Origin of the sequence: Bradyrhizobium sp. SZCCHNS2022, from assembly GCF_032377575.1 — a bacterium.
Classification (GTDB): Bacteria; Pseudomonadota; Alphaproteobacteria; order Rhizobiales; family Xanthobacteraceae; genus Bradyrhizobium; species Bradyrhizobium aeschynomenes.
This window is the reverse complement of the sequence record NZ_JAUHHZ010000001.1, coordinates 7,605,758-7,627,458: the sequence shown is the minus strand read 5'-3', so window position 1 is coordinate 7,627,458 and position 21,701 is coordinate 7,605,758. Positions and strand designations below refer to the sequence as shown.

General features: G+C 65.3%; 22 protein-coding genes and 1 other RNA gene. 8 read left to right on the top strand and 15 right to left on the bottom strand.

Annotation, left to right across the window (positions count from 1 at the left end):
- Window positions 1-3 precede the first annotated feature (3 nt).
- From QXZ94_RS34035 to QXZ94_RS34010, 6 genes are all read right to left on the bottom strand, one after another.
- Window positions 4-798 (bottom strand): thymidylate synthase, encoded by a 795-nt coding sequence (locus QXZ94_RS34035; RefSeq protein ID WP_315725862.1) that lies wholly within the window; start codon window positions 796-798, stop codon window positions 4-6.
- Between the two features lie 181 nt (window positions 799-979).
- A complete protein-coding gene (locus QXZ94_RS34030; RefSeq protein ID WP_315725860.1) occupies window positions 980-1,975 on the bottom strand; it encodes a tripartite tricarboxylate transporter substrate-binding protein in 996 nt (331 codons plus the stop codon).
- Between the two features lie 113 nt (window positions 1,976-2,088).
- The gene (locus tag QXZ94_RS34025; RefSeq protein ID WP_315725858.1) at window positions 2,089-3,603 is read right to left on the bottom strand and encodes a tripartite tricarboxylate transporter permease; all 1,515 of its coding nucleotides are present in this window, start codon (window positions 3,601-3,603) and stop codon (window positions 2,089-2,091) included.
- 7 nt (window positions 3,604-3,610) lie between these two features.
- On the bottom strand, window positions 3,611-4,390 hold the full coding sequence (locus QXZ94_RS34020) for a tripartite tricarboxylate transporter TctB family protein (protein ID WP_315725856.1): 780 nt from the start codon (window positions 4,388-4,390) through the stop codon (window positions 3,611-3,613).
- A 99-nt stretch (window positions 4,391-4,489) separates the two neighbouring features.
- Window positions 4,490-5,023, bottom strand: coding sequence for a chromate transporter (locus QXZ94_RS34015; protein ID WP_315725854.1), 534 nt, complete (start codon window positions 5,021-5,023; stop codon window positions 4,490-4,492).
- Window positions 5,020-5,616: a chromate transporter gene (locus QXZ94_RS34010; protein WP_315725851.1), complete on the bottom strand. Its 597-nt coding sequence runs from the start codon at window positions 5,614-5,616 to the stop codon at window positions 5,020-5,022. Before QXZ94_RS34010 ends, QXZ94_RS34015 begins: the two co-directional genes overlap by 4 nt.
- 95 nt (window positions 5,617-5,711) lie before the next feature.
- Between QXZ94_RS34010 and ssrA the strand changes: the two genes are divergently transcribed.
- The 7 genes from ssrA to QXZ94_RS33975 all read left to right on the top strand — a co-directional run bounded on the left by ssrA (window position 5,712) and on the right by QXZ94_RS33975 (window position 11,406).
- Window positions 5,712-6,066: a transfer-messenger RNA gene (gene ssrA, locus QXZ94_RS34005) on the top strand.
- A gap of 296 nt (window positions 6,067-6,362) precedes the next feature.
- Window positions 6,363-6,893, top strand: a complete 531-nt coding sequence (locus tag QXZ94_RS34000; protein ID WP_315725849.1) for an SspB family protein — start codon at window positions 6,363-6,365, stop codon at window positions 6,891-6,893.
- A gap of 97 nt (window positions 6,894-6,990) precedes the next feature.
- Entirely contained in the window at window positions 6,991-8,415 is a 1,425-nt protein-coding gene (fumC, locus tag QXZ94_RS33995; protein WP_315725847.1) for a class II fumarate hydratase, read from the top strand.
- Window positions 8,416-8,651: 236 nt separating this feature from the next.
- The gene (locus QXZ94_RS33990; protein WP_315725845.1) at window positions 8,652-8,837 is read left to right on the top strand and encodes a DUF4169 family protein; all 186 of its coding nucleotides are present in this window, start codon (window positions 8,652-8,654) and stop codon (window positions 8,835-8,837) included.
- Window positions 8,837-9,124, top strand: coding sequence for a ribbon-helix-helix domain-containing protein (locus QXZ94_RS33985; RefSeq protein WP_172110979.1), 288 nt, complete (start codon window positions 8,837-8,839; stop codon window positions 9,122-9,124). Before QXZ94_RS33990 ends, QXZ94_RS33985 begins: the two co-directional genes overlap by 1 nt.
- Before the next feature lie 107 nt (window positions 9,125-9,231).
- Entirely contained in the window at window positions 9,232-9,507 is a 276-nt protein-coding gene (locus QXZ94_RS33980) for a ferrous iron transport protein A (protein WP_172110980.1), read from the top strand.
- A 21-nt stretch (window positions 9,508-9,528) separates the two neighbouring features.
- Window positions 9,529-11,406 (top strand): ferrous iron transporter B, encoded by a 1,878-nt coding sequence (locus QXZ94_RS33975; protein WP_172110981.1) that lies wholly within the window; start codon window positions 9,529-9,531, stop codon window positions 11,404-11,406.
- Window positions 11,407-11,428: 22 nt separating this feature from the next.
- Here QXZ94_RS33975 and QXZ94_RS33970 read toward each other — a convergent pair whose 3' ends face one another.
- Entirely contained in the window at window positions 11,429-12,217 is a 789-nt protein-coding gene (locus tag QXZ94_RS33970) for an NAD(P)H-dependent oxidoreductase (RefSeq protein ID WP_315725840.1), read from the bottom strand.
- 89 nt (window positions 12,218-12,306) lie between these two features.
- Between QXZ94_RS33970 and QXZ94_RS33965 the strand changes: the two genes are divergently transcribed.
- A complete protein-coding gene (locus tag QXZ94_RS33965) occupies window positions 12,307-13,230 on the top strand; it encodes a LysR family transcriptional regulator (RefSeq protein ID WP_315725837.1) in 924 nt (307 codons plus the stop codon).
- Between the two features lies 1 nt (window position 13,231).
- On the opposite strand, the gene QXZ94_RS33960 is transcribed toward QXZ94_RS33965, so the two are convergent.
- From QXZ94_RS33960 to QXZ94_RS33925, 8 genes are all read right to left on the bottom strand, one after another.
- On the bottom strand, window positions 13,232-15,103 hold the full coding sequence (locus QXZ94_RS33960) for a bifunctional sugar phosphate isomerase/epimerase/4-hydroxyphenylpyruvate dioxygenase family protein (RefSeq protein ID WP_315725836.1): 1,872 nt from the start codon (window positions 15,101-15,103) through the stop codon (window positions 13,232-13,234).
- The gene (locus tag QXZ94_RS33955; protein ID WP_315725833.1) at window positions 15,100-15,837 is read right to left on the bottom strand and encodes an ABC transporter ATP-binding protein; all 738 of its coding nucleotides are present in this window, start codon (window positions 15,835-15,837) and stop codon (window positions 15,100-15,102) included. Before QXZ94_RS33955 ends, QXZ94_RS33960 begins: the two co-directional genes overlap by 4 nt.
- A gap of 11 nt (window positions 15,838-15,848) precedes the next feature.
- Window positions 15,849-16,592 (bottom strand): ABC transporter ATP-binding protein, encoded by a 744-nt coding sequence (locus QXZ94_RS33950; RefSeq protein ID WP_315725831.1) that lies wholly within the window; start codon window positions 16,590-16,592, stop codon window positions 15,849-15,851.
- Window positions 16,589-17,587, bottom strand: a complete 999-nt coding sequence (locus QXZ94_RS33945; RefSeq protein WP_172110987.1) for a branched-chain amino acid ABC transporter permease — start codon at window positions 17,585-17,587, stop codon at window positions 16,589-16,591. The genes QXZ94_RS33950 and QXZ94_RS33945 overlap by 4 nt, the downstream gene beginning before the upstream one ends.
- Window positions 17,584-18,459, bottom strand: coding sequence for a branched-chain amino acid ABC transporter permease (locus tag QXZ94_RS33940; protein WP_172110988.1), 876 nt, complete (start codon window positions 18,457-18,459; stop codon window positions 17,584-17,586). Before QXZ94_RS33940 ends, QXZ94_RS33945 begins: the two co-directional genes overlap by 4 nt.
- A gap of 74 nt (window positions 18,460-18,533) precedes the next feature.
- The gene (locus QXZ94_RS33935) at window positions 18,534-19,673 is read right to left on the bottom strand and encodes an ABC transporter substrate-binding protein (RefSeq protein ID WP_315725828.1); all 1,140 of its coding nucleotides are present in this window, start codon (window positions 19,671-19,673) and stop codon (window positions 18,534-18,536) included.
- 79 nt (window positions 19,674-19,752) lie between these two features.
- Window positions 19,753-20,634 carry a shikimate dehydrogenase gene (locus QXZ94_RS33930; RefSeq protein WP_315725826.1) on the bottom strand — a complete coding sequence of 294 codons (882 nt, stop codon included), beginning with the start codon at window positions 20,632-20,634 and terminating at the stop codon, window positions 19,753-19,755.
- A 123-nt stretch (window positions 20,635-20,757) separates the two neighbouring features.
- A complete protein-coding gene (locus QXZ94_RS33925; RefSeq protein ID WP_315725823.1) occupies window positions 20,758-21,696 on the bottom strand; it encodes a LysR family transcriptional regulator in 939 nt (312 codons plus the stop codon).
- Window positions 21,697-21,701: the final 5 nt, after the last annotated feature.

Sequence of the window (21,701 nt, the reverse complement as noted above, 5' to 3'; positions counted from 1 at the left end):
GCGTTACACCGCGACCGCGGCCTTGATGTGCGGATGCGGATCGTAGCCGGCGAGCGCAAAATCCTCGTAGCGGAAGCCGAAGATGTCCGTGACACCAGGGTTGAGCGTCATGGTCGGCAGCGGACGGGGCGCGCGGGTCAGCTGCAGGCGGGCCTGCTCGATGTGGTTGGAATAGAGGTGCACGTCGCCGAACGAATGCACGAACTCCCCGAGCTTCAGGCCCGTGACCTGCGCCACCATCATCGTCAGCAGCGCGTAGGAGGCGATGTTGAAGGGCACGCCGAGGAAGACGTCGGCCGAGCGCTGATAGAGCTGGCACGACAGCTTGCCGTTCGCCACGTAGAACTGGAACAGGCAGTGGCACGGCGGCAGCGCCATCTTCTCGACGTCGGCCGGATTCCAGGCCGTGACGATCAGACGGCGCGAATCCGGATTGCGGCGGATCATGTCGACGACGTTCGTGATCTGGTCGATATGGCCACCGTCGGGGGTCGGCCATGAGCGCCACTGGTAGCCGTAGACCGGGCCGAGATCGCCGTTGGCATCGGCCCACTCGTCCCAGATCGTCACGCCGTGGTCGTGCAGATATTTGATGTTGGTGTCACCCTTCAGAAACCACAGCAGCTCGTGCACGATCGCCTTCAGCGGCAGCCGCTTGGTGGTCAGAAGCGGAAAGCCGGCGGCGAGATTGAAGCGCATCTGGTGGCCGAACACCGACAGCGTGCCGGTGCCGGTGCGGTCGTGCTTCTCCGCGCCGTCGGACAGGATGCGTTCGAGCAGATCGTGATACTGATGCATGGTTCGCGCTGGCGGCCTTTCGCAGAAGGCGGCGAATTTAACGGCGGGGTTCGCCGAGCCCTAGTCTCGACTCGGCCCGGTCGCCGATTATACCCTGAAAAATGTCGGTCGCCGCGCCGCAAATGGCAAGGGGCGGAACCCTGCGGTCCGCCCCCTCCTGTCCTGGTCGTCTGCCGGCAGGCTAGCTCGCCGGCTTCAGCACAGCGCTCCATTTGACGACTTCGCCCTTCACCAGCGCCCCCAGGGCCTCCGGCGTGCGGTCCGCAGCGCCGGGAATGACGCTGCCGAGTTCGAGCAGGCGCTTGCGCACGCCCTCGTCGTCGAGCGCCTTGGCGGCGGCGGCATTGAGCTTGGCGATGATCGGTGCCGGGGTGCCTTTCGGCGCGAAAATCGCGTTCCAGGCCTGGGCCTGGAACTTCGGCAGGCCGGCTTCCGTCGTGGTGGGGACGTTGGGCAGCGCCGGATTGCGCTCGGGCGTTGCGATCGCATAGGCCTTGATGGTGCCGGCGTTGATCTGCGGCACCGCGTTGACGATCTGGTCGCACATGTAGTCGACCTGCCCCCCGACCAGCGCGTTCATCGCAGGCCCCGTGCCATTGAAGGGGACGCCGACCGGCTTGACGTCGAGGATCGAGTTCAGGAGTTCGCACGACACATGCGAGACCGACCCGACGCCGGCATGAGCGGCGTTGACCTTCTCGCTGTTGGCCTTGATGTAGTCGACGAACTCCTTTGTATCCTTCGGCGCGAAATCCTTGCGCGCCAGGATCAGGATCGGCGTGCCCGCAAGCAGCGCGACCGGCTCGAAATCCTTCTCCGGATGATAGGCGAGTTTCGGATAGAGCGGCACCGCGGCGGCATGAGTGCCCATGTGGCCGGTGATCAGCGTGTAGCCGTCATTGGCGGCGCGGGCCGCGCGCGTGGTCGCGGTGGTACCGCCGGCGCCGACGACGTTCTCGATGATGATGCTCTGGCCGAGCGTCTGCGCCATGTGCCCGGTGACGATGCGCGCGATGACGTCCGTCGGGCCGCCGGCGGCGAACGGTACGATCATCGTGATGCTGCGCGTCGGATAGTTCTGCGCCTTGGCCGGCGTCGTCGCCACGCCGACCCCGGCAAGAAGGCCGGCGATCACCGGCAGCCAACCGATCGAAAGTGCACGACCGCACCAGCTCATCGAAATTACCTCCCTCGTCGCCCGCTCCGCTGCGGGACTGCGCTGGTGATAGCGGCATCACAGCGCCTTGTCAGAGGTCGATTCGACTTGCGGCTGCGGCGTGCGGCCGCAGGTCAGCCCTCGCTCTCCACGAAGACCTCGTCGCGCTTGCGGCGCAGTGTCGGCAGCACGGCCAGCACCAGCAGTCCCATGGCGATCGCGAGCAGAATGGCGGACACCGGCCGGGTCAGGAACACCGACCAGTCGCCGCGCGAGATCAGCAGCGCCCGGCGCAGGTTCTCCTCCATCAGCGGCCCCAGGACCATGCCGAGCAGCAGCGGCGCCGGCTCGAAATCATGCTTGATCAGCCAGTAGCCGACCAGGCCGAACGCGCCTGCGAGCACGACATCGACCGGCGCATTGTTCACCGAATAGATGCCGATCGCGCAGAAGATCACGATCGAGGGGAACATCAGCCGATAGGGCACGCGCAGCAGCCGCACCCAGATGCCGACCAGCGGCAGGTTGATGATGATCAGCATCAAATTGCCGATCCACATCGAGGCGATCATGCCCCAGACCAGATCGGGCTGCTTCTGCATCACCTGCGGGCCCGGCACGATGCCGTGGATGGTCATCGCGCCGACCATCAGCGCCATCACCGCGTTCGGCGGGATGCCGAGGGTGAGCAGCGGAATGAAGGAGGTCTGCGCCGCGGCGTTGTTGGCGCTCTCCGGCGCAGCGACGCCTTCGATCGCGCCGCGGCCGAAGCGCGACGGATCCCTCGCGAGCTTCTTCTCGAGCGTGTAGGCCGCGAACGAGGCGATCACGGCGCCGCCGCCCGGCAGGATGCCGAGGATCGAGCCGAGCACGGTGCCGCGCAGGATCGCCGGCGTGGAATCCTTCATATCCTTCCGCGTCGGCATCAGGCCGGTGATCTTCTTCTGCACGAGGTCGCGGTCCATCCCCGCCCCGGCATCGAGGTTGCGGATGATCTCGGCGAAGCCGAACACGCCCATCGCGACGGTGGCGAAGCCCAGACCGTCGGCGAGCTCGGGGATGTTGAAGGCCATGCGCGAGACGCCGGTCTCGATGTCGGAACCGACCATCGACAGCAACAGGCCGAGCACGATCATCGCGATCGCCTTCAGCACCGAGCCCTTCGCGAGCACGACCGCGAAGATCAGGCCGAGCACCATCAGCGAGAAGTATTCGGCCGGGCCGAACGCCAGTGCGAGCTTGGTCAAGGGCGCGCCGAGGATCGCGATCAGAACGGTCGCGACGCAGCCGGCGAAGAACGAGCCGATCGCGGCGATCGCCAGCGCCGGGCCGGCACGCCCCTGCTTGGCCATCTGGAAGCCGTCGAGCGCGGTCACCACCGACGTCGCCTCGCCTGGTATGTTGACCAGGATCGACGTGGTCGAGCCGCCATACTGGGCGCCATAGTAGATGCCGGCCAGCATGATCAGCGCGCCGACCGGCGGCAGGCCGAAGGTGATCGGCAGCAGCATCGCGACGGTGGCGATCGTCCCGATGCCCGGGAGCACGCCGACCAGCGTGCCGACCAGCGCCCCGATCAGGCACATCAGAAGATTGATCGGCGACAGCGCGACCGCGAAACCGTGGGCGAGATTTGCAAACAGGTCCATCACGCCCTCATTGCAGAAGGAAACGCGGCAGGAGCGGCATCGGCAGCCCCAGCACATAGGGGAACAGGAGCGCACAGCCGCCGGTCAGGCAGACCCCGACGATCAGCGCCTCGCGCCAGCGCGTCTCCGGACTGCCGATCGCCGCGATCAGGAAGCTCGCGAGCCCCACGACCAGGAGGCCGAGCGGCCGAATCGCGACGGCGAAGGTGAGGATCGCAAGAGAGACGAACAGCGGCCCGCGCCAATGATAGGTCGCAAGCTGCGCCCCCGGAGTGACGACGCCGATCACGGCCACGGCAGCGCCGAGCCCCAGCAGCAGCAGGCCGAACATGCGCGGTGCGGTTCCGGCCCCGAACGAGAATCCGCGCATGCCCTGCAGATCGCTGGAGGCCCAAAGCGCGAACAGCGCGATCGCCATCAGCACAACGCCGCCGAAATAGTCCTGCGGCGCGCGCGGCCGCACCATGAACGTAAACACGGCGACGGCGATCAGCGGGTAGGTGTAGATGAGCGCCAGCAGGACGTCGGAGGACAATGAGGACTTGCCGCCTGCGGCATATTGCTGCGCCAGGCTCGGGATGGCGATCGACAAGGCCGACGCATGTGCCGAGATGACCTGCAGCGGACCGCGGCCGGACAGCGGCGCGACGACACCGGCCAACGCGATCAGCAGCTCGATGAGTTGCGGCGCGAAGGCAAGGACCAGAATGATCGATGCGCCAGTCATGCTGCGTGCACCAGGCACGCTCGCTGTCCCACCTGACAATTGGCCCGTGGTCTCGGCCATGTCCTCGCCCTCCCCGATCGGCCTTGACGGCCGGCACTGTTCTCGTTCGGCGGCCCGAAGCAATCCGGACCCACTTCAGTTTTTGCCTAGCGGCTTTCCCTAGAGAAGGCCAGCAAAACCAAGACATCCTCCCGCGGCCAGCAGCCAGAGCGGATTGAGTCGCGCCAAGGATGCAACGACGGCCGCAATGATCGTCAGCGCGAACGCCCGCCAGCTCTGATCCGAGGCCTGCCCGAGAATCCATGCACTCGCGGCCATCAGGCCAATCGACAGCGGCACCAGCGCGGCCTGCACCAGCGCGGGCCAGCGCGCGCCTTTCGCGTTCGACAGCCAGCGGCTGACGGCATAAGCGAGAACGGCCGTCGGGCCGCACATCGCAAGCGTTGCAACCGCGGCACCCGCAACGCCTGCGACCGAATAGCCGATCAGGGCGACGATCATGACGTTGGGACCGGGCGACAATTGCGACAGCGCGAACGCATCGGCGAACTGCTTGTCGGTCATCCAGTGCCGGACATCGACCGCAATGCGGTGCAATTCGGGAATCGCGGCCACAGCGCCGCCGACCGCAAACAGCGAAATCAGTGCGAAGGTCCAGAACAGCTGCGACAGCGGATTGTCGTCCCCGCTCATCGGGCCCACCGCGCCCTGGCATAGGTGATCGCAAGACTGAGCGGCACGGCCACCAGCAGAACCTCCTGGAGCGGCAGACGCGCCAGCCCGATCGCGACGAAGACGGCGGCCATGACGACGAGGCCGAGCACGTCGCTCTTCTTCAGGAGCGGCGAGATCATGCGAAGCACCACCGAGGCCAGCAGGCCCACGGCGACGCAGGACACGCCTTCGAGCGCCCGCCGCAACGCCTCGGCCTGCCCATAGTGACCGTAGAGGGCGCCGAGCGCGGTGATCAGCAGCATCGGCGGCCCGAGCAGACCGGCAAAGGCTGCGAGTCCGCCGGCGATCCCTCGCAGTCGCGCGCCGAACACCATGGCAAGATTCACGATGTTCGGTCCGGGGAGAAAGTGGCAGAGCGCAAAAGTCTCGTTGAATTCCTCCGCCGTCATCCAGCGGTGCTCGTCGACGATCGCGCGGCGGGCGAACACCAGCACGCCCCCGAAGCCCGACAGCGACATTTTCGCGAATGCGAAGAAGAGCGTGCGCAGGCTGGGCGGAATTTTCGCGATGTCGGCCGCGGGATGGACAGCCGGCGCAATCTCGGGAGGCATGATGCACTCTAGGAGGACAAAATCCGGTCTGCCAAGGCAGGACGGAAAGTTCCTGTGCAACGGCCCACATTTTTGTCGAAGGTCGGGGCCCGTGGGCCCTGTGCAGCCGGCGGCCGACGGCCTATATAGGGAGTGCCGGCTTGCCGGCTATGGAAATAAATCGCCGTCGAAATAAACCATTCGGACCCGGGGGCGGTACCCGGCGCCTCCACCAAAGCCCACCGAAGCATGGGTTTTGGCGGGGGCGAAATAGGATCGACGAGGGCGTAAAGGGCGAGCTTTTTCCCGGTATTGTTCCGCCGTTATCGGGCTACTGCAATAGTTGCCAACGACAACTTTGCTCCGGTTGCTCAGGCTGCGTAACGCAGTTTGAAAGACCACCTTAAAGTCCTAACGGGTTAAGCTCCGTTAGGCGGGGTTCGGAGGCACCTGGCAACAGAAGCCTCCACTTTCACGTGCACGACGCATGGGAGGTCCTTTGCGGGGTCTTTCGTTTGGCACGCCCTCCTTTGCCCCCCCCTCTTTTGCCCCCCTTCCGTTGGTACCCCTTCGCTTTCATTCCTTCATCTTCCGGACTTCCGCCGGCTTCTGCGCGTTCCCATATGTCCGGTCGAACCGGCTTGGCTGCTGACCTCGGCGCCCAGCCGGGGTACGATGGACGAAACGCGAGTCGGGGATGCTGCTGCCCTTGCGGGCGCGGTGTTGCGGCAAGGCGGGGCGCGGCCCATCACGATACAGGACCGATCATGGCGACCGATCATATTCGATACGATGTGCTGGCGCGCGATGCGCTGCGCGGGGTGCTGCGCCGGGTGCTGAGCGATGCCGCCGTGCATGGCCTCCCGGGCGAGCACCATTTCTTCATCACCTTCCTGTCCAAGGCCGAGGGCGTGAAATTGTCGCCGCGGCTGCTTGCGCAATATCCGGAGGAGATGACGATCATCCTGCAACACCAGTTCTGGGATCTGGTCGTGTCGGAGGATCGTTTCGAGGTTGGGCTGTCGTTCGGCGGCGTCCCGGAGCGGCTGGTGGTGCCCTTCCACGCCATCAAGAGCTTCTTCGACCCGTCGGTCCAGTTCGGCCTGCAATTCGAACCGTCGGAAGCGATCGCCGAAACGCCGCCCAGCCCGAAGCTTCCGGCTGCTCCTGCCCCGGTGGCCGTCGCGGCCCCGCTGCCTGGTCCGACAGCCGACGCAGGCGAGGACAAGCCGGCCGCTCCGCCCAGCCCAGGCGAAGGCGCCGAGGTCGTCCGTCTCGACCGCTTTCGCAAGAAGTAGGCGCGATTCGTCGCGCGCGGAACGGCCCGGGAGCCCATAGATTGACGCATGCTTGAACCGGCGAATGCCGGTTCGCGACCAATCATGGGCATGCGTCATGACAAAATCAGCGAGTTCATCGTCCTCCGGACCGACGCGGACCGAGACCGACAGCTTCGGTCCGATCGAAGTCGCGGCCGATCGCTATTGGGGCGCGCAGACCGAGCGCAGCCGGCATAATTTCCGCATCGGGCATGATCGCATGCCGATGGGCCTCGTGCATTCGCTGGCGCTCGTCAAGCTCGCGGCGGCGCAGACCAACCGGGAGCTCGGGCTGCTGGAGCCGCGGATGGCGGATGCGATCATCGAAGCTGCGCAGGAGATCATCGCCGGCAAGCTCGACGACCATTTTCCGCTGGTGGTCTGGCAGACCGGCTCCGGCACGCAGACCAACATGAACCTCAACGAGGTGATCGCCAATCGCGCCAGCGAGCTTCTCGGCGGCGAGCGCGGCACCAAGAAGCCCGTGCATCCGAACGATCACGTCAACATGAGCCAGTCGTCCAACGACTCGTTCCCGACGGCGATGCATATCGCCGCAGCGCGGGCCATTTCCGGCCATCTCGTGCCGGCTCTGTCGGAACTGCTGGCGGCGTTGCGCGCCAAGCAGGAGGCGTTCAAGGACATCGTCAAGATCGGCCGCACCCACACGCAGGACGCCACGCCGCTCACGCTCGGCCAGGAGTTCTCCGGCTATGCCGCGCAGGTCGAGAGCGCCGTCGCCAGGATCGAGACGGCCGCACGCGACCTGTTGCCGCTCGCCCAAGGGGGCACCGCCGTCGGCACCGGCCTCAACGCGGATCCGAGATTTGCAGAGCTGTTCGCCAAGCACGTCGCCGCGATCACCGGACTTCCGTTCACCAGCGCGCCGAACAAGTTCGAAGCTCTGGCTTCGAACGACGCCTATGTCTATGCGCACGGCGCGATCAACGCCGCCGCCACCGCCCTGTTCAAGATCGCCAACGACATCCGCCTGCTGGGCTCGGGTCCGCGTTCGGGGCTCGGCGAGCTGATCCTGCCCGAGAACGAGCCGGGCTCCTCGATCATGCCGGGGAAGGTGAATCCGACTCAGTGCGAAGCGCTGACCATGGTATGCTGCCAGATATTCGGGAATCACACCGCAATTACTCTGGCGGGCAGCCAGGGCCATTTCGAATTGAACGTCTATAAACCATTACTCACACATTGCATGATGCAGTCCATACAATTACTAGGTGACGCCGCTCGTTCATTCAGCGAACATTGCGTGGCCGGAATCCAGGCGGACGAAGCGCGAATTCGCGAAATGATGCAGCGTTCTCTGATGCTGGTGACAGCGCTCGCGCCGAGGATCGGCTACGACAACGCCGCCAAAGTGGCGAAGACAGCGCATCAGCGCGGCACCACGCTGAAAGAGGAAGCCGTGCGGCTCGGCTTCGTATCTGAGGATGAATTCGACCGCCTCGTACAGCCAGAGATGATGACGAGACCGGGAAGGTCATGACGGTAGTCCCGTAGTACTACGGGGGGTGATGCAATTCTCGCTGTTAACCCCTAAAGGATACTCTCGACTACAAGTTCTGCTGCGTTCAGTGAATACAAAACCCGCTCGCACAGTCGCGAACGGCTATCGAACTATCAGGGAGCGATGACGTGATTGTCTGGATAACGCCAAGGCTCATCTGCGCAACGCGCATGCTCTCTTCGCAACGTTCGATGCCTTAGATGATTGGAGCAAGCATGGGGGACGTCATCAACTTGAAGCGTTTTAGAAAGCGCGTAGAGCGCGATCAGGCAGCGAGGGTCGCCGAAAGCAACCGTGCTCGCCATGGCAGGACGAAGTCCGAACGCGCAACTGACGCACAACGCGACAAGCGCGCGAATGATTTACTCGATCAACATCGTATCAATGGCGAGGACGCGTGATGAAGTCGCCCGTCGTAAAACGTTCAATCGTGGTCGCAGGTCACAAGACCAGCGTCAGCCTCGAAGAGGCGTTCTGGAACGGAATGAAGGAGATTTCGGGTCTCCGGAACATGACCCTGTCCGAGCTGGTCGGAGAGATCGACAACAATCGCCAGCAGGGCAACCTGTCCTCGGCGATCCGGCTGTTCGTGCTCGACCACTTCAAGAGCCGCGCCGCGGCCTCCTCCGGCCTCGAGCCGAAGGCGACGGTGGACAGCAGGCACACGGCATCCGCCGCGGCTCCTTGAGGCAGATCAGACGGCGGCCCGCCCGGTCTGTTTAAAATCGCTCTAAGATGCCGCGGCATTGACCATGCCGCGCTTGACCTCTTGGCACGCGATTGAAAATACAGGCTATGAGCGAAATCTGCGATACACGGCCGCCTCTGCCGCTCGGTCTGGCCCGGCGTGGCTACACCGGAACGATCCAGCATCTTGCCGCTGGCGGCGCGACGTCGTCCCTCCCGGACGTCGAGCTGGAGAGCAGACTGATCGAACTCGGCTTCGTCGAGGGCGCTCGGGTCGAAATCCTGCATGAGGGGATCGTCGGGCGCGACCCGATCGCCGTCCGCGTGGACAACATCACCGTCGCGGTCCGCCGGCGCGAAGCCATGGCCGTGATCGTGGCGTAAGCCGCGCGGAAAGCCTCGCTCATGGAAAGCCCTCTGCTGCATCTGGCCCTGGTGGGTACGCCCAACAGCGGCAAGACCTCGCTTTTCAATGCCCTGACGGGAAGCCGCCAGAAGGTTGCGAACTATCCCGGGGTCACCGTCGAGCGGAAAGAGGGCGGCTTCGTCACCCCGCAGGGCCGCCAGATCTCGCTGGTCGACCTGCCGGGCACCTATTCCCTGCGCGGCCGCAGCCCGGACGAGGAGATCACGCGGGATTTCGTGCTCGGACGCGCCACCGGCGAGGTCCTGCCCGACCTGGTGCTCTGCGTTGCCGATTCCACCAACCTGCGGTTGACGATCCGGCTTCTGCTCGAACTCAAGAGCACGGGCCGGCCGCTAGCGCTCGTACTCAACATGTTCGACATCGCCAAGCGGCGTGGCGTGACCGTGGATGTCGCGGGCCTGTCGCAGGCGCTGGGCGTCCCTGTCGTGACCTCGATCGCCGTCCGCAAGGGCGGCACCGACGACCTGCTGCAGCTTACCGATCACTTGCTGGCCCGGGCCGAGGCGGCCACCGGTGACCGCGCCAACACCTGGCGTCCCCTCACCGTTCCGGAGTTGCGCGCGACCCAGCGCGAAGCCGATCGCATCATCGCGGCCACGGTCAGCCTGCCGGAGCGGCCCGACACCTGGACGGCCCGCATCGATTCCGTTGCACTGCATCCGGTCGGCGGCCTCCTCATCCTGCTGGCGATCCTGTTCGTCATGTTCCAGGGCGTGTTCGCCTGGGCGCAGCCGCTGATGCAGCTGCTGTCGGCGGCGTTCGATGCACTCGGCCAGCTGGTCCACGACCAGCTTCCCGAAGGCCTTCTGCAGAGCTTCCTGCAGAACGGGGTGATCTCAGGCGTCGGCAGCGTCATCGTCTTCCTGCCGCAGATCATCATCATCTTCCTGTTCATCCTGCTGCTGGAAGATTTCGGCTATATGGCGCGGGCCGCGTTCCTGATGGACCGCATCATGGGCGGCGCCGGCCTGCATGGCCGTGCGTTCATCCCGCTGCTCTCCAGCTTCGCCTGCGCGATCCCCGGCATCATGGCGACGCGCGTCATCGACAACCGCCGCGACCGTCTGACGACGATCCTGATCGCGCCGCTGATGACCTGCTCGGCGCGCATCCCGGTCTATACGCTGATCATCTCGGCCTTCATCCCGCCGACCAAGGTCTGGGGCCTGATCAACCTGCAGGGCCTCGTGATGTTCGGGCTCTATGCGGCGGGCATCGTCAGCGCGCTGCTGGTGTCGTTCCTGGTCAAGTTCTTCCTGATGCGCGACTACCAGCCGGCGCCGTTCATGCTGGAGCTGCCGGACTACAAGCTGCCGCGGCTGCGCGGTATCGCGATCGGCGTCTACACCCGCGCCAAGATGTTCCTGCAGCGCGCGGGCACCACGATCTTCGCGATGATGGTGCTGATCTGGTTCCTGGCCTCGTTCCCGCAGCCGCCGGAGGCCGCCACCGAGCCCGCGATCAATTACAGCCTGGCCGCGATGATCGGCCAGGCGATCGCGCCCCTGCTCACGCCCGTCGGCTTCAACTGGCAAATCGCAGTGGCGCTGGTGCCCGGCATGGCCGCCCGTGAGGTTGCCGTCGCTGCGCTCGGCACCGTCTACGCCATCGAAGGCGGCAAGGAAGCGGCCGAACAGATCGGCCAGGTGCTGGCCAGCAAATGGAGCCTCGCCACGGCGCTGGCGCTGCTCGCCTGGTACATCTTCGCCCCACAATGCGCCTCGACGCTTGCGGTCATCCGCCGCGAGACCGGCAGTTGGCGTTGGATGGCCGTGACCTTCGTCTACATGTTCGCGCTCGCCTATGCGGCGGCGTTTACGACCTACCGCATCGCCGTCGCGATGGGCGCGGGCTGAGTCATCCCCGCGCCCTGACGTGTCATCGCGACGCGTCCGTATGGAGCGCGAAGCCGCGCGCGCCGGGTACACCGAGTTCGGGCCGCAGCTGCATCGACGGAATCAGATAGTCGCCGTGGTTCTGCCGCCGGTATGGGATCGTCTCTGCCGTGAACAGCGTCCGCATCCGCGCCCGCAACCGCTCGGCGAGATTTGAAAAACCCGCGTCATCGAGCCGGTTCACCTTGTGCGCCACGAACGCCGGCAGCACGTCGAAGCCCGGATAGAACAGGATGCCGTGGTTGATGGGAAACAGGAGGTCGTCGATCGGCCCGTTGATGCCGCGCTCGGAATAATGCTCTTCCCAGCCGCCCGTGGTGACCACCAGCATCGCGCGCTTGCCGGCGAACACGCCTTCCCCATAGCGATTGCCCCAGCGCTTGTCGCTGTGCTCGCCGACGCCATAGGTGAAGCCGTAGGAATAGACCCGGTCGACCCAGCCCTTCAGGATCGCCGGCATCGTGAACCACCACAGCGGAAACTGCAGGATGACCGCGTCGGCCCAGAGCAGCTTGTCCTGCTCGGCCCGAACGTCGTCGGTGAGCGTGTGGGTCTTGAAGGCTTCGCCCGATGCGGTGGCGACGTTGAGACGCGCTTCCGCCGGCAGCTGCGGGAAGTCGGCACGATCGGCGGCCGGCTTCCAGCCCATCGCATAGAGGTCTGAGACCTTCACCTGATGGCCCTGGGCCTGGAGTTCGGCGACGGCGACATCGCGCAGGGCGCCGTTGAGCGAGCGGGGTTCGGGATGGGCAAAGACGAGCAGGACGTTCATGGCTGGATCCTCTGCTGGAACTCGCCAAGACATAGACGCCACCTCACTCATCCACTATATGGCTGTTATCGATAATATCATGCCGCTTTATGGATAAATCTGACGTCAGCCTCGTCAACATGCGCAGCTTCGTCCGGGTGGCGGAGCGCGGCAGCCTGTCCGCGGTCGCGCGCGAGCTCGGAATTGGCCAGTCCACGGTCTCGCGACATCTGCAAGAGCTGGAAGACACGATCGGCGTGCCGCTGCTCAGCCGCACCACCCGGCGCGTGACCCTGACCGACGAGGGCAGCCGCTATTATGCGAACTGCGTCCAGATCCTCCGCCTGATCGACCAGGCCGGCGACGAGGCACGCGGGGCGCGGGGTGCCGCCGCCGGCACGATCCGGATCTCCTGTACGGCGGCCTTCGGAATCCTGCACATCACGCGGCTCGTCTTCGCTTTCCAGGATCGCTACCCGGATATCGCCATCGATCTCAATTTGACCGACGAGCGCATCGACCTCGTACGCGAGGGTGTCGACATCGCGCTGCGCCTCGCCCCACTCAGCGACAGCTCGCTGAAGCTGCGATCGCTCGGCTACTCGCACCGGCTCCTTGTCGCCTCGCCGGACTATCTGGAGAAGCGCGGCACGCCGAGCATGCCGCAGGAACTGATCGGGCATGACGGCATCCGCATGACCAATGTTGCGGGCAGCGAGATGCTCGTCCTCATGGGACCGGACGGAGCGCGCCACGAGGTGCCGTTCAGAAGCTGCTTCCGCACCAATCACGGACTGGGGGTTCGAGAGGCCGTGGTGGCCGGGCGCGGCATCGGTGCGAGCCATGCCTGGCTGGTCGACGACCTCATTGCCGCGGGCAGAGTGGCGGTCATCCTGCCCGACCACCGTCTGTCATCGACGCCTCTCAACATGCTGATCGTGCCGGAGCGCGCCGGCATCGCACGCGTGCGGCTGCTGATCGACTATCTCGCCGAGGAGATCGTCCGCCTGCCGGGAATCCAGCCGGAGCCCTGACTCAAAGCCGCGGCATCGTATCCGGCCGTACCTCGCGGGCCTGCGCGGCGAGGCGGATCGCGGCGTTGGCGGCACCGAAGCCCTGGTAGTTGCGCCGCTGCACGATCTCGAAGAAGAAGCGTTCCTCGAAGATGTGGGTGTAGACCTGGAAGAACTCGGCGTCGCCGTCACGGTCGTACAGGATCTCGTTGGCGCGCAGCGCGGCGATCGTCTCGGGCGCAAGATCGTATTTGGCTTCGAGATCGTCGTAATAATTGTCGGGGATGTCGAGGAATCCCGCGCCTCTGGCGCGCATCTCGGCCACCGCAGCAAAGATGTCGTCGCAGGAGAACGCGATGTGCTGGACGCCGGAGCCGAAGAACTCGGAGATGAAGCGCGACGACAGCGTGCGCGTCGCCGTGGAGCCGTTGAGGATGAAGCGCAGGCTGCGATCACCGTTGACGATCGCCTGGCTCTGCACGAGGCCTCTGGGGTCGGCGATCTCCATCTGCGGCAGCCGCGAGAAATCGATGATCCCGGCGTAGAACAGCAGCCAGGACAGCATTTCTTCGTGCGGCATCGATTGCGCGATGTGATCGACCGCAACGAGCCGATCGGCGGCCTTGTCGCTGACGACGGGCTCGAAGTCCACATCCCAATGCCGGCCATGCGTGTCGAGAAAATACAGCAGGCTGCCGCCGACGCCATGGATCGCCGGAATCTCCAGTTCTCCCGGACCGACCGGCTGGGTGAAGGTGCGCGTCTTCAACGACTGCGCCCGCGCCATGGCCCGATCGGCGCTGTCGACCTCGAGCGCCAGCGCGCAGACACCCGGACCATGCGTCACATAGTGCGAATGCGCGAAGCTCGCCGGCTCGCAATTGATCACGAGCTCGATCGCGCCCTGCGACCAGCGCTGCACCGCCTTGCTGCGATGCCGCCCGGTGTTGCGGAAGCCGAGCTGCGCGAACAACGCGGCGAGCGACTGCGCCTTATCCTCGCTGACGGCGAATTCGACGAAGCCGATGCCGTGACTCCTGACGCGGGGCTCGAAGCGCGGCTCCGCCGCGACGGGCATCGTCCCGGCCAGATCATCCTGCAGCAGCAGCAGCGAACGCATGCCGTCGAGCGCAGTGCGCGGCGCCGAGCCGGCCCGGAACTGGTCGTTGAAGATCTCGAGGGACAGCGATCCGGAATAGCCGGTCGCGGCCACGGCGGCCATGAACTCCCCGACCGGCAGATCGCCCTGCCCTGGGAAGCTGCGGAAGTGCCGGCTCCAGGACAGCACGTCGAGCTCGAGCTTCGGCGCGTCGGCGAGCTGAACCAGGAAGATCTTGTCGGCCGGAATGGCGCGGATCGCGTTGGTCGGCAGCGCCGGCGCCAGCGCATGAAAACTGTCGAGGATGACGCCGATCGCCTTGTGATCGGCCCGGCGCACGATCTCCCAGGCATCGCGATAGTCATGGACATGACGGCCCCAGGCCAGCGCCTCGTAGCCGACGCGCAGGCCGCGCTTCGCCGCGCGCTCGCCGAGCTCGTGGAAATCAGCGGCGGCGCGATCGATGCCGCCGAGCGAGGCCGGCGAGACGCTGCTGCAGATCAGCAGCAGGTCGGTGCCGAGCTCCTGCATCAGGTCGAACTTGCGCTCGGCGCGGATGAAATTGCGCGCGCGCTGCGGCTCCGGCATGCCCTCGAAATCGCGGAACGGCTGGTAGGCGCAGATCGCAAGCCCGAGGTCGCGGCACATCTGCCCGATCTCGCGCGGCCGCATCCCGAAGGCGACGAGATCGTTCTCGAAGATCTCGACCTCATCGAAGCCCGCGGCAGCGATCGCCTTGAGCTTCTCGTCGAGCGCGCCTGAGATGGAAACCGTTGCGATCGAGCGCTTGTTCATGCCGCCGTCTCCTCCATCGCGCCGCCCAGGAACAGCTGGCCGACGCGGGGATCGGCCAGCACGCGATCGGCCTTGTCGATGATCCTTGTACGACCGAGCTCGAGCACGATGCCGAAATCGGAAATCTCCAGCGCCGAGCGCGCATTCTGCTCGATCAGCAGCACCGAGACGCCGCGCTCGCGGAGCCGCTTCAGCATGTCGAACGTCTGCTGCACCATCAAAGGCGACAGACCGATCGAGGGCTCATCGATCAGCACCAGCTGCGGCTCGAGCAGCAGCCCGCGCGCGATCTCGAGCTGCTTCTGCTCGCCGCCCGAGAGAGTCGATGCCTGCCGGTCCGCCTTCTTGCGCAGCACCGGGAACACGTCGAGCGCCGCCTCGACCCGGCCCGGAAGATCAATGTTCGCTGGTGCGGCCACGCCGCCGAGCTCGATGTTGTGACGCACCGACAGCTCACCAAAAATGTTGCGGCCTTGCGGGATGTAGCAGATGCCCGCGCCGAGCAGCGCGCGCTGGCTCAGGCCCGTGACATCGCGCCCTTTGAAGATCACCTTGCCTTCGCGAAGCTTCAGCAGTCCGAAGATCGCCTTGAACACGGTCGACTTGCCGGCGCCGTTCGGACCGATCACGGTGGTGATCGATCCCTTGGGCACCGAGAAGGTGGTGCCGTTGAGGATCGTCATCTTGCCGTAGCCGCCGACGAGGTTCTGGACGTCGAGAATGGGATCGCTCACGGCCGCCTCCGTCAATGTCCGAGATAGGCTTCGATCACGGCCGGATTGGCCCTGATCTCGTCGGGCTTGCCGATCGCCAGCACCTTGCCTTCCGCCATCACCATCACGCGCGAGCACAGCGACATCACGAACTCCATGTTGTGCTCGATGACGACGAAGGTGGCGCGGCGCTCGCGATTGATCGCGATCAACCGTTCCTTGAGATCGCCGAGCATCGTCGGATTGACGCCGCCGGCGGGCTCGTCGAGCAGCACGAGGCGCGGACCCCCCATGAAGGCCATGGCGGCATCGAGCAGCTTCTGCTGGCCGTAGGACAGGCCGCCGGCCGGCTCGTTGGCGAGATGCTCCAGCTTGAAGAAGCCGATCATCTGATCGGCAGTGGTGGTGAGACCGGCGTCCGACGGCCCGAACAGGCGCGACAGCATGCTGCCGCGATGCTCCTGCCCGGCGAGGATCAGATTGTCGCGCACCGAAAGTTTCGGGAACACCTGCAGCAGTTGGAAGGTCCGGCTGACGCCGAGACGATTGAGCTCCGACGGCCGCTGCCCGGTGACGAGCTTGCCGTCGACCCTGACCTCACCCGCGCTCGGGACCAACTGGCCGAGAATGCAGTTGAACAAGGTCGACTTGCCGCAGCCATTGGGCCCGATCAGGCCGAGAATCTCGCCCTCCTGCACATCGAAGCTGACGCCGTTCACGGCGGTGATGCCGCCGAAGCTCTTCTTGACGTCGCGAACGTCGAGGACTGCGGTCATTGCGCGGCCTCCAGCTTGGACTGAGCGGCGGCGCGCAACGCGGACGCGGCCTGGGTCCGCCTTGAGCTGAGATAGCGATCGAGGATGCCGAGAATGCCGGAGGGCGAATAGATCAGCAGCACGATCACGGCGGCCGCATAGAGCATCAAATAATAGCCTTCGGCAAACCGAAGCCATTCCGGCAGCAGCACCGCAATCATCGCGCCGAGGAACGGACCCAACATGAAGCCAGAGCCGCCGACGATCACCATCATCAGGAGATCAAGCGAGAGCTGCAGGTTGAATGGCACGGGGTCGACATATTGCGTCAGCGGCGCATAGAGCACACCGGCAATGCCGCCGAGCACGGACCCGATCGCAAAAGCCATCAACGTGTAACGGCGGGTGTCGATGCCGAGCGATTGCGCCCGGATCGGATTCTCGCGCAGCGCCATGAAGGCACGGCCCCAGGGCGAGCGGATCAACCACCACATCGCGAGCGTGACGAGGCCGAGCGATCCGAGGCAGAGATAGTAGAATGGCAGCGGCTTGCGGGTGGGAAAGCCGAAGACCTCGGGACGCGGGATGTTGCTGATGCCGTAGATGCCGTTGGTCAGCCAGCTCTCGTTGCGGAACACAAGGAACATCAGGGTCGAGAACGCCAGCGTGACGAAGGCGAGATAGTGATGCTGCACCCGCAGCGCCGGATAGCCGAGCAGCCAGCCGACGACGAAGCAGATCACGATCACGAGCCCGAGCGCCGCGATCAGCGGCCAGCCATGGGTGGTCAGGATCGCCGCTCCATAGGCCCCGATGCCGACGAAAGCGCCCTGCGCCAGCGACACCTGCCCGGCATAGCCGAGCGTCAGGTTCAGGCCCATGGCGGCGATGGTCATCACCGCCCACTGGCTCAGGATATAGAGGCCGTAGCGGTTGAAGTTCATCGGGATGATGATCAGGCCGGCGACGACGATGATCGACAGCGCAACGAGAAGCAGTCTGTTGTGCTTGCTCATACCGTGCGCTCCTCGGCTCGACCGAGCAGGCCCTGCGGCCGGAACAGGATCATCAGGATCAACAGCAGCATCGGCACGGCGGCGCGATACTGGGTGGAGACATAGGCTGCGGCGAGGTTGTCGACGACGCCGATCAGGAGACCGCCGGCGATGGCGCCGCGGACTTGGTTGAAGCCGCCGACGATCGCGGCGATGAACGCCGCCTGCCCCAGCACCTCGCCGCTGGAGAATTTGGCGAGATAGATCGGCGTGATCAGCAGCGAGGCCAGCGCCACCAGCACGGCGTTGATCAGGAAGGTCAGCAGGATCATGCGCTCGACGGGCACGCCGATGATGCGCGCCACGGTCGGGTTCTGCGCCGCCGCCTGCATCTGGTGGCCCAGCGAGGTGCGGTTGAGCAGCATGGTCAGGCCCACGACGGCCAGGATCGCGACGGCGAGCACGCCGAGGCTCTGCAGCGAGATCGCACGGCCAAGAACGCTGATATCGCCGGCGGGAACGATCGATGGAAATGGCGAGGCCTCGGCGCTGAAGAACTGCTTCACGGCCTCCTTGATGCCGATCGCCAGCGCCATGGTGGCGATCGCCAGCGGCAGCACGCCATGGCGCAACATCGGATCGACCAGCAGCATCTTGAAGGCGAGACCGAGCAGCAGCGCCGACAGCAGCACACCAACGAGGACAGCGAGCCAGAACGGCGCGCCGAGATGCATCACTGCAAGCATCAGGAAGGCCGGCAGCATCACGAACTCGCCCTGGGCGAAGTTGATGGTCTGCGAGGTCTGCCACAGCAAGGTGAAGCCGACGGCTACGAGCGCGTAGATGGCGCCGGTGGCGAGACCCGCCACGATCAGGTCGAGCAGATTGGACATGGTTTCCCCGTAGGCCCTTGGGCGACGGCGGCGCCGGACATCACCCCTCCAGCGCCGCCGATCGACCGGTCCCGTTAGTTGAGCTTCGGCAGCACCTGCTTAACGACCTGCTTGCCTTCGACCACCTCGACCAGGAAGCCCTGGCGGTCGATGTCGCCGTTCTGGTCGAAGGTGACATCCATCAGGATGTTCGGCTCGGTCGCCGTCTTGATGGTCAGGCCGTGCAGCGCGTCGGCGAAGCCCTTGGAGTCCACCTTGCCCATCTTCTCGGTCGTAGCCTTGACCATGTAGACCGCCAGATAGCCCTTCAGACCGTTGTGGTCGGGCACGTAGTTGTACTTCTTGACGAAGCGATCGCGGAACGCCTTGACGGCCTCGACGGGCGCGTCGGTGGTGAGGCCGACATGGCCGCGGGCGCCGTTGGCGGCATCGCCGGCGAGCTCGATCACCTTCTGGCCGACCAGCGTGGTCTCGCCGATCAGCGGCGCGGTCACGCCCTGGCGCTTGATCTCCTTCAGGATGCGCGCGCTCTCTTCCTCGTTGACGTAGATGAAGACCGCGTCTGGGGCTGCCGCCTTGATCTTGCTGACGTCGGCGGCGAAGTCCGCCTGGCCGGCTTCGGTCGACAGGTCCGCTGCGACCTTGATGCCGAGGCGATTGAACTCCTTGGTGATGACGTCGCGTCCGCCACGGCCGAAATCGTTGTTGACCCAGACCACCGCGACCGACTTCGCCTTCAGCTCGTCGTTGATGTACTTGGCGACCTTCGGCATCGAGGACTGCTGGCCGAACGAGGTGCGGAACAAGAACTTGTTGCCGGCCTGCGTCAGCTCAGCGGCCTCGCCGCCCATGATCTGGGTGATGCCGGCCTCGGCCGCCAGCGGCGCCGTCACCTTGACCGAACCGGAATAGCCCGGCCCGAGCAGCACGTAGGGCTCGCCGTCGAGCGCCTTCTGCACCTGGGCACGCGCGACGCCGGGGTTGGACTGGGAGTCGGCGTGGCTGACCTCGATCTTGCGGCCGAGAATGCCGCCCTTGGCGTTGATCTCCTCGACGGCGAGGTCGATGCCGTTCTTCCAATTGTTGCCGACGGTGGCGCCGCCGCCGGAGAGTTCGGCAACATTGGCGATCTTGATGGGAGCGCCGGACTGCGCATAGGCGGCTCCGGACAGCAGCACGGCCGAGCACAGGCCAGCCAGGATGGTCGATCTCACGTTGTCTCCTCCTCTATCTTAAACGCTTGTTTGCGTTTCTTGCTTGAAAGATGTGTTCCGCCGCGTATTGGCGGTCAGCTCAGGCGGCGTCAACCGCCGGATATCTCTCCGCCATGTGATTGTCGAACGCCGCGCCCATCGCCTCGGTCGAGGGCGACAGCCCGGTGAACAGCTCGAACGCGTCGGCGGCCTGGTAGATCGCGAGCTCGCGCCCGAGCAGAACCTGGGCGCCCCTCGCCTTGGCGGCCTTGAGAAGCGGCGTCCACAACGGCGAATAGACGGCGTCGGCGACCCAGAGGTCGGCGCGCAGCAGATGCTCCGGCACCGGCATACCGCGGTTCGGCAGCATCCCGATCGGCGTGCCGTTGACGACGCCGACCGCCCCCTGCAAGGCCTCATCAACGCTGTCGACAACCGTCACCTTCGTACCGGCCGGCAGCAGACTTGCCAGCCTCTCGGTACGCACCCGCTCGGTGTCGAAAATCCGCAAGCCGGCAACGTTCAGGTTCGCAAGTGCGAAGGCGATCGCCTTGCCGACACCACCCGCCCCGATCAGTGCGACGACGCCGCGTCCGCTCTGGCCGACGAGCGGCGCGACAGCGCGCTCGAAGCCGGTTGTATCGGTGTTGTGGCCGATCAGCCGGCCGTCGCGGACGACGACGGTATTGACGGCCCCCATCGCCGCCGCCTTCGGCGCGAGCTCGTCGAGCAGTTCGACCACGGCTTCCTTGTAGGGATAGGTCACGTTGACGCCGGCAAAGCCGAGCCGGCGCACGCCCTCGAGCAGCGACGCCAGTCCCGCGCGGTCGGCGCCGGCAACCTCGATCAGCTGATAGTGGCAGCGCACGCCGAGGACCGCCGCCGCGTATTCGTGCATTGCGGGAGACGCCGAATGCGCGATCGGCGCACCGATCAAGCCGGTCAGGAATTTGCGGGCTTTGAGCGCGGAAAGATCAGGCACGTTCGCTTCAGTCTCTGCTGCCGCCTCGCGCGATCGCCGCACGAGCGATGAATGTCGCCGCGGACGATAGCGCGTCTGTCCGCTAACACAATTACCCAAATATCCGCCGAACCTAACATCATGTTATCTTTTTCCGGCAGCCTTCACCGACTTCGCCGCCGGCGGGCGGCCCGGCTCCAGAGCGCGCATCTCCGCGCGCAGGCAATCGATGAAGTGCTCGGCTGAGAGCGACAGCGGGGTGCCGCGCTTGACGGCAATGTAGGTGTCGAAGCGGGTCGGCTCGGCGATCTTGATCAGCTCGATGCCGGGATAGCCGCCATGGGCCACCGTGAACTGATCGATCACGGCGATGCCCAGCCCTGCCTTCACCAATGCGCAGACGGTGGTGCCGAAGCGTGCCTTGATCGAGATGTTGTAGCTGAGTTTGTTGCGCGCGAAGATCTCGGCCATGATCCGGCCGTAAGGGTCGTTCGGATCGATGCCGATCAGCGGATAGCGCGTCATCTCCGCGGCCGAGACCTGCTTGCGACCGGCGAGTTCATGGCCGGGCGGGACGATGCAGAACAGTTCGCCCGACGCGAGAGGGAGGAATTCGAGCGCGGAATGATCGAGACGATAGCTCATCGCCACGCACTCGCCCTTGCCCAGCATCAGATAGTCGATCGCCTCCTCGATCTTGAGGATGTTGATGTCGATGCCGAGGTCAGGATAGCGGCGGCGGACGCGCTCGATCGCGCGCGGCACCATCACCTGGGAGATGCTGGGCACCGAGCCGATGCGCAACTCCGACAGCGCGCCGCGGCCGATGTTGGAAATGATGTAGCTGAGGTCGTCGACCTTCTCGTAGACGCTGTTGATCTGCTCGAAGATGTTCTGGGCTTCAGGCGTGGGGAAGTAGCGGCCGTTCTGACGCTGGAAGAAGCGGATGCCGAGCGAGCGCTCGGTGTACTTCACGAGACGGCTGACGCCGGGCGCCGAGACCTTCAGCAACCGCGCGGCGCCGTTGATGGTGCCGGTCACCATGACCGCGCGGATGACCTCGACCTGGCGCAGCGTCATCATCGGCG

What these genes read in the sequence shown, in the direction of transcription:
- QXZ94_RS34035 (WP_315725862.1), bottom strand. Translation starts at nt 798, where the DNA reads ATGCATCAGTATCACGATCTGCTCGAACGCATCCTGTCCGACGGCGCG.
- QXZ94_RS34030 (WP_315725860.1), bottom strand. Translation starts at nt 1,975, where the DNA reads ATGAGCTGGTGCGGTCGTGCACTTTCGATCGGTTGGCTGCCGGTGATC.
- QXZ94_RS34025 (WP_315725858.1), bottom strand. Translation starts at nt 3,603, where the DNA reads ATGGACCTGTTTGCAAATCTCGCCCACGGTTTCGCGGTCGCGCTGTCG.
- QXZ94_RS34020 (WP_315725856.1), bottom strand. Translation starts at nt 4,390, where the DNA reads ATGGCCGAGACCACGGGCCAATTGTCAGGTGGGACAGCGAGCGTGCCT.
- QXZ94_RS34015 (WP_315725854.1), bottom strand. Translation starts at nt 5,023, where the DNA reads ATGAGCGGGGACGACAATCCGCTGTCGCAGCTGTTCTGGACCTTCGCA.
- QXZ94_RS34010 (WP_315725851.1), bottom strand. Translation starts at nt 5,616, where the DNA reads ATGCCTCCCGAGATTGCGCCGGCTGTCCATCCCGCGGCCGACATCGCG.
- QXZ94_RS34000 (WP_315725849.1), top strand. Translation starts at nt 6,363, where the DNA reads ATGGCGACCGATCATATTCGATACGATGTGCTGGCGCGCGATGCGCTG.
- fumC (WP_315725847.1), top strand. Translation starts at nt 6,991, where the DNA reads ATGACAAAATCAGCGAGTTCATCGTCCTCCGGACCGACGCGGACCGAG.
- QXZ94_RS33990 (WP_315725845.1), top strand. Translation starts at nt 8,652, where the DNA reads ATGGGGGACGTCATCAACTTGAAGCGTTTTAGAAAGCGCGTAGAGCGC.
- QXZ94_RS33985 (WP_172110979.1), top strand. Translation starts at nt 8,837, where the DNA reads ATGAAGTCGCCCGTCGTAAAACGTTCAATCGTGGTCGCAGGTCACAAG.
- QXZ94_RS33980 (WP_172110980.1), top strand. Translation starts at nt 9,232, where the DNA reads ATGAGCGAAATCTGCGATACACGGCCGCCTCTGCCGCTCGGTCTGGCC.
- QXZ94_RS33975 (WP_172110981.1), top strand. Translation starts at nt 9,529, where the DNA reads ATGGAAAGCCCTCTGCTGCATCTGGCCCTGGTGGGTACGCCCAACAGC.
- QXZ94_RS33970 (WP_315725840.1), bottom strand. Translation starts at nt 12,217, where the DNA reads ATGAACGTCCTGCTCGTCTTTGCCCATCCCGAACCCCGCTCGCTCAAC.
- QXZ94_RS33965 (WP_315725837.1), top strand. Translation starts at nt 12,307, where the DNA reads ATGGATAAATCTGACGTCAGCCTCGTCAACATGCGCAGCTTCGTCCGG.
- QXZ94_RS33960 (WP_315725836.1), bottom strand. Translation starts at nt 15,103, where the DNA reads ATGAACAAGCGCTCGATCGCAACGGTTTCCATCTCAGGCGCGCTCGAC.
- QXZ94_RS33950 (WP_315725831.1), bottom strand. Translation starts at nt 16,592, where the DNA reads ATGACCGCAGTCCTCGACGTTCGCGACGTCAAGAAGAGCTTCGGCGGC.
- QXZ94_RS33945 (WP_172110987.1), bottom strand. Translation starts at nt 17,587, where the DNA reads ATGAGCAAGCACAACAGACTGCTTCTCGTTGCGCTGTCGATCATCGTC.
- QXZ94_RS33940 (WP_172110988.1), bottom strand. Translation starts at nt 18,459, where the DNA reads ATGTCCAATCTGCTCGACCTGATCGTGGCGGGTCTCGCCACCGGCGCC.
- QXZ94_RS33925 (WP_315725823.1), bottom strand. Translation starts at nt 21,696, where the DNA reads ATGATGACGCTGCGCCAGGTCGAGGTCATCCGCGCGGTCATGGTGACC.